This is a genomic window from Paenibacillus sp. DMB20 (assembly GCF_000987955.1).
Taxonomy (GTDB): Bacteria; Bacillota; Bacilli; order Paenibacillales; family Paenibacillaceae; genus Paenibacillus_AQ.
The window spans coordinates 1-16,527 of record NZ_LAZU01000040.1 but is presented as its reverse complement, the minus strand read 5'-3'; the positions used below and the strand labels follow the sequence as shown (position 1 = coordinate 16,527).

Below are 16,527 nucleotides of genomic sequence, written 5' to 3'. Positions count from 1 at the left end.
GCTTAATTACCTTTATCCTTGTGCAAATATTCCCGATATCCCCACAACGCCTCATCCAACTGACCTTCGCCTTCCAAAATAACCATAACAGCATATGAAATCATGTCGAGCCACTCTTCCATCTGATCGACTTGCTCCTTGGAGATCAACCCGTTGCTCTGCAGCATACCGTCAGGATATACAGCCCAGGCCCGGGCAAGCTGACAAATGCTCCAGAGGCATGAGATCATGACTCGTTGTACTTGCGGCTTTTCGAACTCTTCCGCCAGTACTTCGATAATCAACATCAGCTCATGGAAATTACGTTCATACAATTCCCCGCGAAAAGGTCTAAGCATTCCCAAAAATCCATGCCGCATCTTTTCATGCTCCACATCATCATGAGCGAATGCATGGCATTTGAGCAGGAAAAGTGCTTCCGCTTTATCCATCAATCCCTGTCCTTTCAATTCGATCTTCCGGAATCACATTTTATCGTTTCTTTTCTAACCTAGAATGTACTCAATTTTTCAATAGCCTGTTCTTCATTGTCCAAGAAAAATATATCCCTTCCATGGTTGCTTTCGTATATGAAATCTTTGAGACTCTTGCTTGAATACGCAGAAAAATCGCCAATTATTGCAATTTTAGTCTGATAATTAATAAACTTTTGCAATATTTCCCCAGCGAGCCGGGTTTTCAAATCAAAAAATTCCTCGCACACTGCCGACTTGTCGATAACTATTCGATTGCATCCAACCTCATAGTTCACAGTCATCATAAGATCCAAAGCCGACTGCACGTCCGTTATCAATATTTCGTTGCTGCGAACAAGGGCAATCTCTGCTCCGTTGTGTTTAACCGCGGTTATATTCATAATAAACCTCCCGTTTTTTTTACGTTTCATAAAGGAACCCGGCCTTCATAAGAATACTAGGTGACCTCGTGGGATAAAACTGCAGCTTTCGGTCATCCAATGGCTACATTAATGCTTGTTATGAGAAGCAGCAAAGATACAGGAGCCCAAATTCTCCTCTCCCATACACTCCTTGTAATTAAGTTCAGTATGGTGGCGACCACAGAAAAACCGACAACAAACCAGATCGCCGTTTTCGTAAAAGAGTACCACCCCGGTAATATTAAGCCTGATTTACTTAATACGATGGAGGCTATGAATATTAATATGATGGCTTGAATAACAGAAGCTAGTCGCATAGACGGTGGATATTTGCCTGGAAACTTCCCGCCCATCGCGTAACTTCCCCATGGCATTCCTGCAGCTAACAATAGCTGGAATACAACCACAATACCAATTAAAGCAGAAAATATTATTGCAGATTCCATCACCAACATATACTCGCCTCCTTTTAAACCTGATCGAAACTTATAGTTTAATATAGCCTTTGAGTATTCCTTGCAAGACGGCAAAGGTTACCTCGGAATCATTGATCTTGCTCTCTTTAATCATGTTTACGGTATCTTCGACACTCACTCTCAGCACTTCAATGGATTCATATTCCTCAAGCTGCTGATCCGAAAAGTTTACAATATCATCTGTATAAAACACATGAGTCACGACATTGCTTATCCAACTAGCCGGTACTAGAGAACCAAGATAATCCATACTTCCGCATTGAGCACCTGTTTCTTCAAGGAACTCCCTGCGAGCGGCTTTCTCAAGTTCCTCCCCTTTTTCGACCTTTCCTCCAGGAAGTTGAATGACATCATCGTTAACAGCTCTTCTGAATTGCTTTACAAAAATAAAGGAATTCAAATATCGGGCCAATATCACTACAGCATGATTATCCTCTTCCATGATATAGGTCTTTTTTGTATTTATCTTCTACGATGGTTTTTCCATTATTTCGGTATATGATGTTTAATTCCTCCATTTTGGCCTCCTTTTGGCACAATAAATCGTTTTTAATTGGCTGACTCGAAATTAATGTTCAACCCAAAAAGAAATGGACCGCCCCCCTAAGGCAACGGTCAATTTCGACTACTTGCGGTCGACTGCTTCTCTATGCAGTTTTTGTGCTCTGAAGTTGCGTCAATACGTTATCGCGAAAGCGAAAGCCAAGCCCGCTTGTTTTGCCAAGATACTTGAACAGGGGTCTCAAACAAAGCGGATAACTGTTCACTGGTAAGAACTTCTGTCGTTCTTCCACTTCCAAATACGGTTCCTCTTCGGAGCAGCAAGGAGTGCGTAAATTCAGGCAATATTTCCTCCACATGATGGGTCACATACAAAAGCGTAGGAGCGTCTTCTTGATTAGTCAGATTTACGATGCTTTGAAGCAAGGATTCTCTGGACAAGAAGTCCAGTCCGTTACAAGCTTCATCTAAAATAAGCAACTCCGGCGAGGCCATAAGCGCTCTGGCGATAAGAAGTTTTTGTTTTTCCCCTTGTGAGCAGGTCTGATATTGACGGTCAAACAGGTGTGCACAGCCGAGCGTTTCCATGAGGTGAGCGGCTTTTTGGATGTTTTCCTCCGTCGGTTTCTCAAATAATCCAACGGAGGCATGCAGCCCGCTGATCACCAAATGCTGCGTTTTCTCATTGGGGTGAATCCGTTCTTGGAAAGACGAGCTTACCCATCCGATTCGTTTGCGCATTTCCCGCAAATCGACGGTTCCATACCGATGGCCCAATACGGAAATTTGTCCTTTTGTCGGCCAAATGTACCCCGTTATCATATTCAATAGCGTGGTCTTTCCCGAGCCATTTAGTCCCAAAATCGCCCAATGTTCCCCTTTTCGGATCGTCCAATTGATGTTGTTCAATATGATTTTTTGATCACGCCCCCAAAGGACATCTTTGACCTCAATAATATTTGACATAGCATTATTCCTCCTAGATTTGGGGTAGCAGAATTATGTATGCTGAAAGTCCATTTGCCTTTGAGATTTTCCGCTTTCAGTTAAAGATCACATCATCTGCTGTTTTGTCATAAAAAAAATGGCTATAACCCAGCAATTGTTCCTTCCAGATTAAGAAGCGTCCACTTTAAAGCAAGATCCGGGGCTTGATCCTTAATAGCCTCGTATAACTGCTTCATCCCGGCGAAGAGCGGCTAACCGTGATATTTCCAACTCCAACATCTTCCTCGCCTCGTATACCTCTATAAGCTCTGCGCGATGCAGCCGATGTGCAAGAGGCTCTTGGATGACGGGGCTGGCTTTTAGATAAGTACCGAACCTTGTTTTTTCTCAAGCAGTCCAGCATGCACAAGGACCCGGATAGCTTCACGGATCGTGGATCGCCGTACTCCGAATAGTTCCATCAGTTCCGGTTCTGTTGGAATTTTATTTCTGGAAGTTTAACATATTCACAAAAAGCATACAAGAAAAAAAGTACCATCTGGCGTTAAGTGCAGCCCGCGATGTGGGGCATGCATAAATCAACGGTCCATAAGGAACAGATAAATCTTCCTCCACAAACAAAAAGAAGCTTAGGGAATAGTCCCCAAGCTTCTTGGCATCATTTATCTAATTGATCAGTCAAGCTCCTTTTCGAGTACGATTTCCTCTACTCTGACATACCGGCTTTTTTCATAAGTCTTAATGGCCGGTTCATTGTCATGACAGTCACTATCATAATCTCTTTAATCTTTCCTGATACTCCATGATGGCCTTCTTCAAATGTTCTGCATTAAAATCTGGCCATAGCGTATCGATAAACATGAGCTCGGATTGGGATGATTGCCACAATAAGAAATTGCTTAGTCTTCGTTCCCCGCTGGTTCTTAATATGAGTTCCGGTTCTGACCATTCTTTTGTATATAAATAAGATTGAAAATGCGCTTCAGTTAATTCCTCAGATGTAACCCCATCCCGAATGCAATTTTTAAACGCTTGTATAATATCTGCCCTACCGCCATAATTCATTGCGAAATTTACAATCATTCCCGTATTTGCAGAAGTAATTTCAACAGCGTTGTGCAAAATCTCTTGTATGGAGATGGGAAATCGGGACAAATCACCAATAAACCGGATACTTATGTTATTAATCACAAGCTCGTTAATGATTTCAGCTTGAAAAAAAAGTTTAGGCAAGTTAATCAGATAGTTTACCTCTTCTTCTGGTCGTTTCCAATTCTCTGTTGAAAAGGCATACAAAGTAAGACATTTAATATTAAATGCATTACAATTTCGAATGACTTCTCTCATTGCCATCATGCCTGCATAATGCCCGGCAGTGCGCGGTAAACCTCTTTTTGTAGCCCACCTTCCATTTCCATCCATCATGATGGCAATATGTTTTGGAATAACGCCCGACATTTCAAATGAATTTTGATCCAAATTTGTTTTTTTTAATAGGCATCCTGATGAAATCCCTTCACAAAATGTGCATATGCTTAAATACCGTGTTAGATGATACTTCCACTTCTTCGAGAAGCAGACAAAATTGCTTTTCACATATTGATTATAAATCCGGTTTTCTTTCCTTTACTAATCGTTCAATATGTCCTGCCAGTGATCATATAACTTTTGATTTCTCTTTCGCGTCCGGATCTAAAGGCTTCAACTTCACACCTGCTTTTTTTTAATTGATCTTGGCGGTCTCATCTAAGGTTCCTGCACTTCAAATATGGAATCCACAATAATCGGAAGGTTATCCCTTACCGATACCGCTCCGAAGACGGATCTTGCATGTACTCCTTTGTCTTGAAATACTTCAAACATCAGTTCCGAGAATCCATTCAAAACTTTATGGTGTTCTTCAAAAGTCGGTTCTGCATTAACAAATCCTTGGACTTTTACTACCCTCTTTACTTTATCTAATGATCCTAAAGCATCTTTTAATACTGCAAGAACCTCAATCCCAGTCAACCTGGCAAAATGATAGCCTTGTTCAGTTGAAAAATCACTTCCGAGTTTACCTTTCGGGTTTCCTGTTGGGCCTTTTCCTGAAACAAACATTAGTCCGTTTACGATTACGAAATTCGTATAACTTGCCTGAGGATTGCTGGCTTTAGGTAAAACAATTCCTAAACTTTCTAATCTGGATTCAATGGATTGTATCAATGTGTTTTCCGCCTTTCATGGTTAAAAATAATTTCAAGGGATTCACATAACGTTTCCGCATCTACGACGCGACCCGGCCTTAGATAGCTCTTATCTTAGGCCGGGTCGTGTGTTGTCTGAATATTATTCTTCTAATTGTATAACCTCCGACAACCAAGGGGCGATTGTCCCGCAACGCAAGTTCAATGTGAAGGGAGGTGATAACGGTCGATCTCTTGACCTATGGCCTCAGTATAACTCATTTTATAACGCTATTGTAGCGATGATTATTTGGACAATTATTTTAAGTATCATGCGTAGAAGTGTATTTCCATTCATATACGAAGGCCCCCGCCTTTTCCCTGTGATCTTATCAAGCATACCTTGCTCTATATCTGACCTGCATCGCGATCTCATGCTCTTGACATTCATGGCGAAGTCATTATAATGATAAAGCTTATAGGATATGTGAAATATATAACAAGGAGAGCGAAGTCATGTGGTTTTTGTTTGCGGTAGTAACCGCTTTAGCTTGGGGAGGCGCTGATCTCTTTTATAAAAAAAGGCAGCGATCCTCATGATCGATTCAGCCATATCAAAATCGTCATTATGGTCGGTTTGGTCATGGGAATTCACGCTACGACTTATCTGTTCATCAAAGGAATTAATTTTGACCCGATGGATCTCGTTCGCTATTTGCCGGTATCCGCGATGTACATCTTGTCGATGACGATCGGTTATATTGGGTTGCGGTATATGGAGCTGTCCATAGCATCTCCCGTACAGAATTCGTCTGGAGCCGTCACCGCCATACTATTGTTTATGTTCTTCACCCATGAGCTGAGCATCATTGAAATATTAGGCATAACCATGATTACTGCCGGCGTGATTGGGATTGCCGTTTTTGAAAAGAGGGCGGAACGCGAGGCGCTTCAGAACAGCTCGACCCCAATCGATCAAAAATATCAAATCGGCTTTATGGCCATCACCTTCCCGATTCTATACTGCATTATCGACGGGCTAGGGACGTTTGCCGACGGGATTTATTTGGATGAGCTGAGTCTAATCAGCGAAGACGCTGCTCTGCTCGCGTATGAATTCACCTTTTTCATTTACGCCGTGTTGGCCTTTACATATCTGAAATTTATTAAAAAACAGCCTTTCCGCATATTCCAGGAACGCGTGAAAGGCTATGCCGCCCTATTTGAAACAACGGGGCAGTTCTTCTATGTGTTCGCCATGTCCAGCAATGCCATCATTGCGGCGCCCCTCATTGCTTCCTACAGTATTTTTTCGGTCATCCTGTCCCGAATCTTTCTTCAGGAGCGGCTGAACAAGAAGCAATATGCGATTGTTGTCATGGTCATCGCCGGCATCGCTTTGTTAGGCCTTGCGGATGAGCTGTAGTCTGTTTTTTGTTCACCAAGCCTAAGAAAAACGCCTATCGTCGTACTTTCTCAGAAGACAGACCGCATTTAGCAGAAGTTTTTCTTGCGATATAGAATTCCATCAGCTCCGCTGATAACTTATAAATTCTATATCTAAAAAAAGCCGACCTTAAACGGTCGGCTTGGGAATGACGGTATCCGGGGACGATGACCCATAAGTTTTCTCATGTCTTCTTATGATCAAATTCTCTGAGTTTTTTTCCCGAAGTATACTGCCAATACATTAAATTCAATATGCAACAAACACGATAACCAAATAGATTGCGTCATATCTGCCATTGCCCCGAAAAAGATTCCTCCAATAAAAGCAAAACACATATATCTTATACTTTGTCGCGATAATCTATAATATTGCAGGTGCGAAACAGCAAATAGCAATGCAGTAATGACCACCGAAAGAGTCACCGGCATATACAACAATTCCAATAACACTTCAGAACTAAGATATGGATTCAAGTTGGAAAGGATTAAACCTCTAAAGATGAATTCTTCAATAATGGGATAGATGATCACAAAATTCACTATGTTGAATTTGCCGATTGGATCATATCCCGAAAATCGGGATAATGCATAATTAGCTGCAATAAGTATCAGGAATCCCGGCATTGCCGTTATGATGTTAACTGGAGCACTGACTATATAATTCCCCTTAAAAAAAAGGTACCAGAATCACGATAACAACAGCCCAAAAATATAAAACTGTATCTTATCAGACCCTTAGACCATATTCTGATGAAAATCTCAACAATTTTATATGAAAAAGCTAAAATTAATGATAAACCTAAGGCTATGAACATAGATAACTTCTTCCCCGATTCCTAAAAAATCTCTGTCGCTATTGGCATTGTACATTTATATGACGTTTCCACTTCTCAGTTTCCTCATACTACCGTTCTGTCCAAGTAGTTCTTACATACCCTAATTTCATGCCCGCTTGTTCCATATTCCGATGGCTTTGAGACAAAAACGTACACTGCCCAACCACCAATTCACAGTTTTGTTGGGATGCCTCATATAGTCTGGTATTCAGCAAATACTTGTGCAATCCCTGTCCTCGATATTCCGGTAAAGTAGCGGCAAAAGTTAATGAAGTTATCCCATCCTTCGTGTACATCACCCCGGTAGCAGCAGGCTGCTCTTCGGCATATGCAATATAGAATTTCCACCCATGACGATACCACAGGACCTTGTTATTCTCTGCCACGTATGGTATCCCATCATCCGGTAGTCCTGTTCCGCGACAATGGATAGCAGCGTAAATATGGAAGTCTTTTTCCTCCACTTCTGTGATATGTACATGATCAGGTTTAAACAATAACTGATCCACGGGTGTACAATATGTCGATGCATGGAATCCGGACTGGTACAAGCCTCGATTACTTAACTCGGATAATACCCGCAGATCAACTCTTGTTGGAACGATTTCAAATTGTACTTTCCGTTCTCTCTTTCTGTAAAAGTCAATAATATCATCAAGATAATCCAAGTCTGCCGTAGTTAATCCTTTGACAGTATTAAAAGTTGGCCAGGGCATAGTTCTGCTGTACAAGCACATCGCCGTACCGAAGTAAGCAATTTCAACTCCTTCAGGATTACCCTGTCGATTCTGAATGGCTTCCATCCTGTCTTTCATATAATCTTTCTCTGATTGTTCAATCTTCATTACTAATTCTTGAGAGGGTAGAATATTGCCCATGCTTCACCTCACTATGGTTTTAGAAAATGTCGTTTAACGTTGTTACACGATGGAACTTTGAAATCCTTGCAATTGTTTATTCTTTATTGCTTTTGTTAAATCTAAATCAAAAACTTCATTCTGCTCATTCAAAGATAAAATCTCATCGTCTTCAAAAACCCCGTATATATTGGGCTTCCATCCCCATATCTCAGATAGATCATGCAAATATAACGGGTATAAATTGTTTATTATGAATTTAGTACTATGGTCAGTCAGATTTATAGTTACTTGCATTTATTCCTCTCCGTCCTGGCGTAAGTATTATCATGAGTTCTTCAATTCTCTCAGTCTTAACAAGATTTTAGCTGCATGCCCTTTCATGCATACGCTGATAAATAACCCTTCACTGAAGCGATCCCCTCGAAGATAACTGGTCATTAATTTTCTAAGGGTTTCCAGATCGGCGTTCATGATGTTGCTCTCAATATTGTTATCTAAATTCCTATAGACCTCATTCTCTGCTAACCATTCGCTCCAATTAAATACCAATAAGAAACCGGTATCATCTATTGCTTTACGAAAACTTCCGATTTCCTGACTTTCGCACATGTATCCATTTACTTCATGATAGAAAACAGTATAAGGATCTTGGAAATATTCGAGGTATTGGAGTAATCGATCCACATCTGCAACGGTTAAATCCGAGTTATACGGCATAAAATCCTCCCCGCTTTGATCATTACACTTCCCGTTTCTCATCCGGCCGATATAGGATTCTTTGGTAATCCCAATCTCTAGTATCCATATCACCCAAATACATTCTTTCATGCTCGGGTACCCGTTCATACTTCTCTCTTAAGTTTTCCCTGTAAAACTCAATTGGATTTTCTAAATATAAATAATAAGCGTCCCTGCATTCTTCGAGCGTTGATTTTTCTCCATTCAATTTCTTGTGAATATCCATGAGTTCCTTAAACTTCTCCTCAACCTCTGCCGCATACAGCGATTCAGACAATGTTACTTCGCCGAGTCCCAGAATACAAATGGGCTTGGAATTATCGAAGGTAGTGAAAAATGTCCCGTCCTGGAACCATTCACTTACTTCATCAATATTACATTGCACTTCTTGGGGAAGGTTGTAGATCACGACTTGGCCATCCATGTAAACGATCATATGAACTAAATAATTCTTACCATCGTGTTTCATGAAAATGGTGAAGCCGTTACCCTCCACGGTCTGATAGAACATTTCGCTTTTCACGTAAAAATCAGTGAAGCTGGGGGAATGTGCCACTCTCCTAGTTTCCCATTGCTTCTGCTCTCGCTCTGAAACTTCATATATATTCACGAATTCCGGATTAAGCACGCGAATGGTCTGTTCAATGTGTTGATAATAACTTTCTTGATCAAACCTCCAGCTGGCTTCCTCGACTTGGAATGCACCCAAACCATGGATGGACAGATTTTCGCCAACCGGAACTACAGGCGTGAGCCAGTTCGAATTGATTTTATTTTTTAAACCTTTTAGATCCACAAGCTCCCAGCAATTCGTCATACCATCTTCATAGATATCTACGTCAATATAAAAGTATTGACCGCCGTTACAAATAATACCGGGTATAGAAGTACCCTCAACTATTTTGGATCTTCGAATTTTCTTCATGGAGATCACCTTCCGATTATGGTTGTCCTTTCAGGTATTTCACGAACCCGAGATTCATGGGTCAATTAGCAAACCATGCATCCCTGTATATACGTTCCATTTAATTATGGATTCAATGCGTGGTCGGCCAGAACATTCACCGACTCTAAAAATGAATATGATTTGCTCTCTTCGATTTGCAATGATGGAATCAGGCTGGGATTCTGAAACGTTTCTCCCATGGTGTTGCTATAGGTCACACGCTTCCCCATATCGTTAATCGACAACAAATATTCACGGTTCTGTGTTTGGAGTTGTTTCATGGTTTCGGTTTATCCTTTTTCAACGTGCAAGCAACTCGGCCAAACCGTCAATCCAGACGACGCTGTACAGAATACTAAAATTCGAAGTTTAAACCGTTTTTTTTGCAGGCGTTCCTCCCGGGTTCACCCGTCGCGGTGTGTTTAGGTGGTGCAGGGTTGTCGCCACTTTATTCTAGAACTCAACATATACCGGCTCTTCAATTGGTTTTAAGCAAACTTCTATTCTCTCCCTAAAATTCATATATGTCACCATGGTCAATGCTTTATCAATTGGGAAAAATCCTGATTCAAGACTCTCTGTTGTAGTTATTGGAGTACCCCCAATGTATTTCGCTAGAAAAAGTGTATTACAAATACTCTCCTTTACATTTTGGAATACCCCACAAAATCTTATGATCTCAATATCAACACCAGCCTCTTCTTTGGTTTCCCTGATTGCTGCTTGTGCCAGTGACTCGCCGACTTCAACTACTCCGCCTGGCATTTCCCAACCTCTTTGCGGACCTCGGATAAGCAATATTTCATTTTGATCATTCAAAACAATGGCAGCAGCAGAAATAAAATGTTTAGGTGGGTTCATACTATTCTCCTTACTCAAAACAATGCACTGAAAGGGGCTTTAAGGTATTTATTGCATTCCGTGATTCCATTAGATTGCTTACTGATTCAAAGTGAACTAAGGTTCTGGATATGAGTTGATCTCATGGATCTTCTTATATCAAAGGTCGGTGTATCTCTTCTTCCCATTTGCTTTCAGGGTTTGATGCTTTTTTATTACAGTAGCAAACTTACTTTCAGTCTCATGAACGGATTCAATGATAAATCCATTTCTAGTTAATAAATTCAAATAATCATCCAACATGAGTGGATAAAGTTTTATTCTTCTGTCGTTACCAATCTCTAACCAATCATTATCGTTACTGACTGATATAACAAACGTTCCATTATTCTTAAGCGATTTGTTTATGTTATTGAAAGCCCTTTCCTTATCTTCGATATGTAAAAAAAGTTAAAACACTATAGGCACAGTCGTAAAAATCAGGTCTTACATAGTCAATAATATCAACCAATTCAAATTCAGCGTTTGAAAAATCAACAAGATTTTCTTTTGCCCTATTTAATGTCTTGAGGGAAATGTCAATTCCATCGAATTTTTTACACCCCGACAATAACATTTTCTTTGCTAATCTACCGGTCCCTACTCCAATTTCCAAAACCACTTTATCTTTAACATCCAAAGCTTTATAAAAGTGCGGTCCATCCCAATTACTCATATATTCTTGAAGTAATGGCGGGTCATAATATGGATCATTTCCCTCTTCAATCAAGAGATCATAATGTTCCTTTGTACTTACGATTTTCAAAGAAAACACCCCTAATAGTTAAGATCTATGTCCATCTCAAATAACTACAAAACTTCTTTATATTTTCGCATTACTTCCGTAACAAATTGTGACTTTCCATCGGTATAAGCTTTTCGGTTGTTTTTGAATTTTTCAGAAAGTTCAATTTTCAATTTTGCATACTCTGATACCAAAGAAGGATGCTTTCTTAATATATCCCGAAACAAAATATGTCTCTTTAATTCTTCGCTATCCTTATTGCATACATATAGATGATGTTCGCACTTATCATTGCCATCACTACTATATGGTACCTTATCGTCCCTTCTTGCAAAGGCTTCTCTATTCTTGATACCCAAATCCCCTTCATGTGCATATCCCAGTTCATCTAACTTTTTGACTACCCTTGGCAGATCATCCATGGATTCAATTACGACATCAATATCGATGATTGGCTTGGCTGCCAGATTTGGAATCGATGTACTACCGACATGCTCTATGCGTAATACAAGACCATCAAGTTTTTCTGATACGATGGATTCAATATTTTTGAACATTTCGGGCCATTCATTATTATATTCTTCAATTATCACTGGTTTTTGATTTTTGACTCTTCATCAAATTTCTCCTTTGAACGCCAGCCTCTTCTTTAGCTACTCTCAAGTCCATAAACGGTCGATACCTTGCAACTGCCCTTTTATAAAAGTCATCCTATAGATGTCCGGCTTCGATGTGCTATTCCAAAATTCAAACCCGTAGTTCCTATCAAAGTAGTGCATTACGATTGTCATGATATTCCCATGAGTTCCTAATACTATGTTTTTCCCATTATTTTTCTCTAGCAAATCCATGATTACCGGGACTGCTCTTTCTTGTGCTTTTCTCGTTGATTCCCCACCTTCCAATGCAAAATCCAGATCAGTAAAAGACCTATCTATTGCGATCAAAAGCTCCTCCCACGGAGCTTTATAGTTCAATCCTTTAATTGCCCTTTCTCTTAATTCTTCAAACTCTATGATCGGCAAGCCTTTACGCTCGGCTAAAAACTGAACGGTTTGTTTCGCTCTAGCATAAGTACTCGAAGCAACGATATGTATGTCCTCAACTTCTAATAAATCAGCAACTTTGACGGCATCACGAAACCCTTCGTCAGAAAGCCCCCGAGTTTGTTCCTCACCAAAAACGAATGGAGACTCAGCATGCCTGACCATAAAAATGTTTGTTTTCATGTTACCTCCTTGTATTTCCTCGCAAAGTTATTACTAATGATTCGGATCTTCCCACTCCTCATCGAGCACTAATACTCCACTTTCACTCCGAATGAACGCTGTCCCTGGGGCCGAGTTAAGAAAAAGTATACTATCGGGATCATAATTGCATATCGTGTTAACCAGATAAATGGCATGATTATCAGCATTTTTTCATGTATTCTTCGTCCTCATCCCCAGCCATAAACCTTCACCCACTATCTGGATATTTACTATTCCAAGTTTCCTCCCTATACATAAACCCGACCTTGCATCTATTCCACTGTTATTCTGTCACTTGCAATGACTTCTAAGAGTATTTACAAAATATTTTCTAAATCATTTAATGATTCTATAACTAAATCAGGTTTCAGTTCATGTTCCCACGTCTTTTTTGTCTCGATTTAACCAACATGCTATGATTCCTTCTCGCTTTGCTCCTACAACATCGGAAATAGAATCTCCTATGTGAATAACTTTTCTTGGGTCTGCATTATAAAATTTAAGTAATTCTTTAAACATCGTATTCTTGTCATCATTTTTATAAGATTGATATTGCTCAGAAATAAAAGTATGAATCCCATAATCAGTATAAAATCTTGCTATCATTTTGTATTCATGAAATGACCCAACCTTAGATAGCTCTTTCTTAGGCCGGGGATGTGTTGTCCGAATACGCTTCTATGTCCTAAGTTTCCGACAACCAAGGGGCGAGATTCCTCGGCACGCTGCGTTGTTTTTATGATGGGGATGCTTTCTTAGAATTTGCTAAAATATCATTGGGTCTATTAATTCAGTCCATTGTACTTCTGGTTTTTCATTATTCCTCATTGTCATTGTCCCTACATAAACGCTTGTTTTATTTCTATTCTCGTTATAATGCTGAATCATGTACTTCAAAATCGTAGAAATCTTTAAATTCGCTATTTCATCCTTATGTATCCAGCATAATTCTCCTTCTTCAGAACTAATCACATTCGAATGCCTACTCTCTCCAAAATAAACATATTGTTGTCTGATTTCATTGTCTTTCCGACGCAACAAAATATATCTCAATTCCAAATGCGCTATATCATCTTTCTTTAAGCCCGTCTCTTCTTCTATCTCTCTAAGGCAAGCGGTATATGGATGGTTTAATTCCTCTGCTTCTAAATGTCCTCCTATTCCACTCCAAAACTCAAAAGGAAATAATCCTCCGGGCTTCTTCTTTATTAAAAGCAACTGATTTTTGTATGAAATAAAGGCTGTTGCCATTTCCCTCATCTTCATGTTTGAGTCCAGTCCATAGGAAAAATCATTTGATCTTCCGTGTATTTGTTTAACATTCGACTCTTGCGAACCAAGGGCGATAAGCCCGCAGCGTAATTACGTTGTTATATAATGAAATTGCCTTCTTTGAATTTTACTCGCTAGGAAGAATTTTTTCTTTCAATTTCTTTTCCTTCTCTATCATATACAATCATTGCAGATGTAAATTCCCGTTTCGTCTCTTTCACTGGTATCATCACGACATAATACTCTTTATCTGGAATATTAACGTTATATACTTCATGATCAATAAATGCTCTAATACTCCCGATGTTTTCATCATTACGTCCTGCAAGTTTTAAAAACTGTCCAGACTTAGACTCAATAATTCTCTCTCGTATCCAATTAGTTCCATGTCCAAAGTACTCAAGTTTGTATTTATGATTCCAGCCCAGACTTAGTTCACCTGATCCGACAGTTTCACCGATTGTAAAAACAAAATGTATTTTATCGTCTGTTACTTTACTAGTCCGAACTGTAATATCTGTACCCAATCTTTCTTCCAACACAGTTTCAGTATCTCTGATCGAGTCACTTATAAAATATTCTTTGTTGTAATTATTTACGTACAAGGATATAATTCCAAAACAAACCAATAAACCAATAACAATAGCCTTTACTGGCTCTTTCATTTCTTCTCCTTTTGATTTTACTTTTTTTATATTTGCGACTCTTTCATATAACGTTCTTATATCTATGAACCCGAGAGCTTTAGGCGCTCCGCGCCGGGGCCGACGGACTTGGACTAGCAGGGTTGTTCACTGAATCCTCTTTCTGCATACAACCATGTGAACCAAGGGTAAAACCCAAATCTAGATATAGCATGTTAAATAAATTTCTAGTTTTCTCTGAATCAGCCTTCTAATTTGTTGCCCACTGCTCTTATTTCTTTAACCTTAATTCGAACTCTTGACATGCTATAACGAAAACGTCGTCGTATGTATATATGACATATTGCTTTAACTCCAGATCTCTTGCATTCTTTATATCTCTAAGTATTTTTGTGTTAGATATTTCCCCAAAACTACTACTTTCATTGTATGGATTATCAAACATGTGTAAACTTACATCTAACTCAACCATATTAAAGTAATAAACTTTCTTGAATAGCAATTCGTATCCAATAAACTCATCATCATCTGATTCTGTACATAATAGTCCATTTATCTCACCAATTAATTTAACTTCATTCTTTTGATGATTGAATTGAATTTCATCAAGGAAGATCGCGTCTCTTCCATGAATTTCACCTAATTCGGTTTTTTATGGCTTTGATTTTTTCCATCTCTTTAATACCTCTCCGATTTATCTTGACCAATATTATTTTCAAAGCTTCATAATAACGTTTCTCGCATTTACCACGCCCCACCATAAGACCTTATCGTGCCTAGTTCACAAGATTCCATTTACAAAGTAATTGCTCTGGTATGTTGTAACCACTCTCTAAAGTTGTCTACTGAAAAGATATTATCTTGGATTACTGCATTATAAATATCTACGCTAAAGAATTTTTTACGGTATAAAGGGTGGCCATCTAGGTTGTTCTTTAACTTCAAAATAGCCATTCTTTGCACTCCATTAATCTGGGATTTCAATTCATGTACCTCACGCTGTTTTTTGAGCAAAATCTTTAGAAGATATCGACCAAACATCAACCTTCCAAGCACTTGAATTAATAAGTGCATGACACCCCCAATAATATCCCTTCGGCAAATGTTCAGTACGCCCAATAAACTCATTTCGATAATTCATTTTTGAAGGTTTTATACATAAAGATATGTCCTTGCCTAATTCAAAAAAAAGTTTCAATATTCATATTGTCGCCTTCTAAATAAATATCCAAATCTCTCCAAGTCATTAAATCCAAAAAGTAACTGCCACTTACAAAGATTTTTCCGAATCGTTCCAAAATCCTCATTAAACCATGCTCATAAAGAATTTCTTCCGCTTCGTTCTTAATTTCGAAACTAAGTTCATTCAGATCTGATTTCATCTATTATCCTCCGTTCTTCAGATACTGTAATGCCTCTTCGAAATACATCGGACTCCGGGCGACCGAGGGTCGAATGGCCCAAAGCGTGAATATGTTGTTGGTATTCTCAGTTCATACCCGACTGGTTCGGGGATGAACTTTTTCTTTTATACTGGAGAAAACACCGGGCTGAAAAACATATGTTTTGTTAGGACACAGATCCTGTCGCATAAAGTGTTGTACGCCCTAGCCTTTTGTTCATACCCCGATTCAGCTGGTTGGGTCTAGAACCCGTATCACCGTGCCAACCTGTGGAGAGCAAAAGTGCTTGCCCCGGTTTATTTAAGGAGGTTATATGAATCAACCTGTTCTAAGTATCGATGTTGCGAAAGGAAAAAGCGTTGCTGCTGCGTTTCTTTCTTACCAAGATTGTATGTATAAACCGTTTCCGTTTTACCATTCAGAAGAAGATCTTCAGCGGGTCCTGGCTATTCTGGAGGAATTGAAGTCTCTCTCCGGTCAAGAACCAAAAGTGGTTCTCGAAGCCACTGGGAATTATTCAAAACCTATTGCTTCTTTC

General features: G+C 39.4%; 20 protein-coding genes and 4 pseudogenes. 2 read left to right on the top strand and 22 right to left on the bottom strand.

Features of this window, described 5'->3' with window-relative positions:
- Positions 1 to 2: 2 nt before the first annotated feature.
- From XI25_RS23575 to XI25_RS23545, 8 genes and pseudogenes are all read right to left on the bottom strand, one after another.
- A complete protein-coding gene (locus tag XI25_RS23575; RefSeq protein WP_046680625.1) occupies positions 3 to 431 on the bottom strand; it encodes a hypothetical protein in 429 nt (142 codons plus the stop codon).
- 59 nt (positions 432 to 490) lie between these two features.
- Positions 491 to 856: a DUF4180 domain-containing protein gene (locus XI25_RS23570; protein WP_046680537.1), complete on the bottom strand. Its 366-nt coding sequence runs from the start codon at positions 854 to 856 to the stop codon at positions 491 to 493.
- 92 nt (positions 857 to 948) lie between these two features.
- The gene (locus XI25_RS23565) at positions 949 to 1,332 is read right to left on the bottom strand and encodes a hypothetical protein (RefSeq protein ID WP_046680536.1); all 384 of its coding nucleotides are present in this window, start codon (positions 1,330 to 1,332) and stop codon (positions 949 to 951) included.
- A 31-nt stretch (positions 1,333 to 1,363) separates the two neighbouring features.
- On the bottom strand, positions 1,364 to 1,795 hold the full coding sequence (locus tag XI25_RS23560) for an NUDIX hydrolase (protein ID WP_052759726.1): 432 nt from the start codon (positions 1,793 to 1,795) through the stop codon (positions 1,364 to 1,366).
- Between the two features lie 242 nt (positions 1,796 to 2,037).
- A complete protein-coding gene (locus XI25_RS23555; protein ID WP_046680535.1) occupies positions 2,038 to 2,820 on the bottom strand; it encodes an ABC transporter ATP-binding protein in 783 nt (260 codons plus the stop codon).
- Between the two features lie 201 nt (positions 2,821 to 3,021).
- Positions 3,022 to 3,287: pseudogene (locus tag XI25_RS36480) on the bottom strand (FadR/GntR family transcriptional regulator); the annotation flags it as partial.
- 286 nt (positions 3,288 to 3,573) lie between these two features.
- Complete coding sequence (locus XI25_RS23550) at positions 3,574 to 4,398, bottom strand: isoprenyl transferase (RefSeq protein WP_442950430.1); 825 nt, start codon at positions 4,396 to 4,398, stop codon at positions 3,574 to 3,576.
- 150 nt (positions 4,399 to 4,548) lie between these two features.
- Complete coding sequence (locus tag XI25_RS23545; RefSeq protein ID WP_046680623.1) at positions 4,549 to 5,004, bottom strand: RidA family protein; 456 nt, start codon at positions 5,002 to 5,004, stop codon at positions 4,549 to 4,551.
- 479 nt (positions 5,005 to 5,483) lie between these two features.
- Between XI25_RS23545 and XI25_RS23540 the strand changes: the two are divergent.
- Positions 5,484 to 6,393 (top strand): annotated as a pseudogene (locus XI25_RS23540) (EamA family transporter).
- 221 nt (positions 6,394 to 6,614) lie between these two features.
- Here XI25_RS23540 and XI25_RS32450 read toward each other — a convergent pair.
- The 14 genes and pseudogenes from XI25_RS32450 to XI25_RS23470 all read right to left on the bottom strand — a co-directional run bounded on the left by XI25_RS32450 (position 6,615) and on the right by XI25_RS23470 (position 15,968).
- The gene (locus XI25_RS32450) at positions 6,615 to 7,040 is read right to left on the bottom strand and encodes a CPBP family intramembrane glutamic endopeptidase (RefSeq protein WP_082112479.1); all 426 of its coding nucleotides are present in this window, start codon (positions 7,038 to 7,040) and stop codon (positions 6,615 to 6,617) included.
- 280 nt (positions 7,041 to 7,320) lie between these two features.
- The gene (locus tag XI25_RS23535) at positions 7,321 to 8,130 is read right to left on the bottom strand and encodes a GNAT family N-acetyltransferase (protein ID WP_046680534.1); all 810 of its coding nucleotides are present in this window, start codon (positions 8,128 to 8,130) and stop codon (positions 7,321 to 7,323) included.
- Positions 8,131 to 8,436: 306 nt separating this feature from the next.
- Positions 8,437 to 8,829 carry a DUF6508 domain-containing protein gene (locus XI25_RS23525; RefSeq protein ID WP_046680532.1) on the bottom strand — a complete coding sequence of 131 codons (393 nt, stop codon included), beginning with the start codon at positions 8,827 to 8,829 and terminating at the stop codon, positions 8,437 to 8,439.
- A gap of 22 nt (positions 8,830 to 8,851) precedes the next feature.
- On the bottom strand, positions 8,852 to 9,775 hold the full coding sequence (locus XI25_RS23520) for a DUF7638 domain-containing protein (RefSeq protein WP_046680531.1): 924 nt from the start codon (positions 9,773 to 9,775) through the stop codon (positions 8,852 to 8,854).
- Between the two features lie 104 nt (positions 9,776 to 9,879).
- Positions 9,880 to 10,077, bottom strand: coding sequence for a hypothetical protein (locus XI25_RS23515; RefSeq protein WP_046680530.1), 198 nt, complete (start codon positions 10,075 to 10,077; stop codon positions 9,880 to 9,882).
- 172 nt (positions 10,078 to 10,249) lie between these two features.
- Complete coding sequence (locus XI25_RS23510; RefSeq protein ID WP_046680529.1) at positions 10,250 to 10,657, bottom strand: NUDIX hydrolase; 408 nt, start codon at positions 10,655 to 10,657, stop codon at positions 10,250 to 10,252.
- 406 nt (positions 10,658 to 11,063) lie between these two features.
- Positions 11,064 to 11,441 (bottom strand): class I SAM-dependent methyltransferase, encoded by a 378-nt coding sequence (locus tag XI25_RS33800; protein ID WP_200901475.1) that lies wholly within the window; start codon positions 11,439 to 11,441, stop codon positions 11,064 to 11,066.
- A gap of 44 nt (positions 11,442 to 11,485) precedes the next feature.
- On the bottom strand, positions 11,486 to 12,013 hold the full coding sequence (locus XI25_RS23500) for a GrpB family protein (RefSeq protein WP_268794558.1): 528 nt from the start codon (positions 12,011 to 12,013) through the stop codon (positions 11,486 to 11,488).
- Positions 12,014 to 12,079: 66 nt separating this feature from the next.
- The gene (locus XI25_RS23495) at positions 12,080 to 12,649 is read right to left on the bottom strand and encodes a histidine phosphatase family protein (protein ID WP_046680528.1); all 570 of its coding nucleotides are present in this window, start codon (positions 12,647 to 12,649) and stop codon (positions 12,080 to 12,082) included.
- A 33-nt stretch (positions 12,650 to 12,682) separates the two neighbouring features.
- A pseudogene (locus tag XI25_RS37010) lies at positions 12,683 to 12,826 on the bottom strand (immunity protein Imm33 domain-containing protein); the annotation flags it as partial.
- Between the two features lie 216 nt (positions 12,827 to 13,042).
- Complete coding sequence (locus XI25_RS33050; RefSeq protein ID WP_152669206.1) at positions 13,043 to 13,276, bottom strand: HAD family hydrolase; 234 nt, start codon at positions 13,274 to 13,276, stop codon at positions 13,043 to 13,045.
- Between the two features lie 159 nt (positions 13,277 to 13,435).
- Positions 13,436 to 13,921 carry an NUDIX domain-containing protein gene (locus tag XI25_RS23490; RefSeq protein ID WP_046680621.1) on the bottom strand — a complete coding sequence of 162 codons (486 nt, stop codon included), beginning with the start codon at positions 13,919 to 13,921 and terminating at the stop codon, positions 13,436 to 13,438.
- Between the two features lie 155 nt (positions 13,922 to 14,076).
- On the bottom strand, positions 14,077 to 14,607 hold the full coding sequence (locus XI25_RS23485; protein ID WP_046680527.1) for a hypothetical protein: 531 nt from the start codon (positions 14,605 to 14,607) through the stop codon (positions 14,077 to 14,079).
- A gap of 1,160 nt (positions 14,608 to 15,767) precedes the next feature.
- Positions 15,768 to 15,968 carry a hypothetical protein gene (locus XI25_RS23470; protein WP_046680524.1) on the bottom strand — a complete coding sequence of 67 codons (201 nt, stop codon included), beginning with the start codon at positions 15,966 to 15,968 and terminating at the stop codon, positions 15,768 to 15,770.
- A 334-nt stretch (positions 15,969 to 16,302) separates the two neighbouring features.
- On the opposite strand from XI25_RS23470, the pseudogene XI25_RS23465 reads away from it, so the two are divergent.
- Positions 16,303 to 16,527, top strand: a pseudogene (locus XI25_RS23465) (IS110 family transposase); the annotation flags it as partial.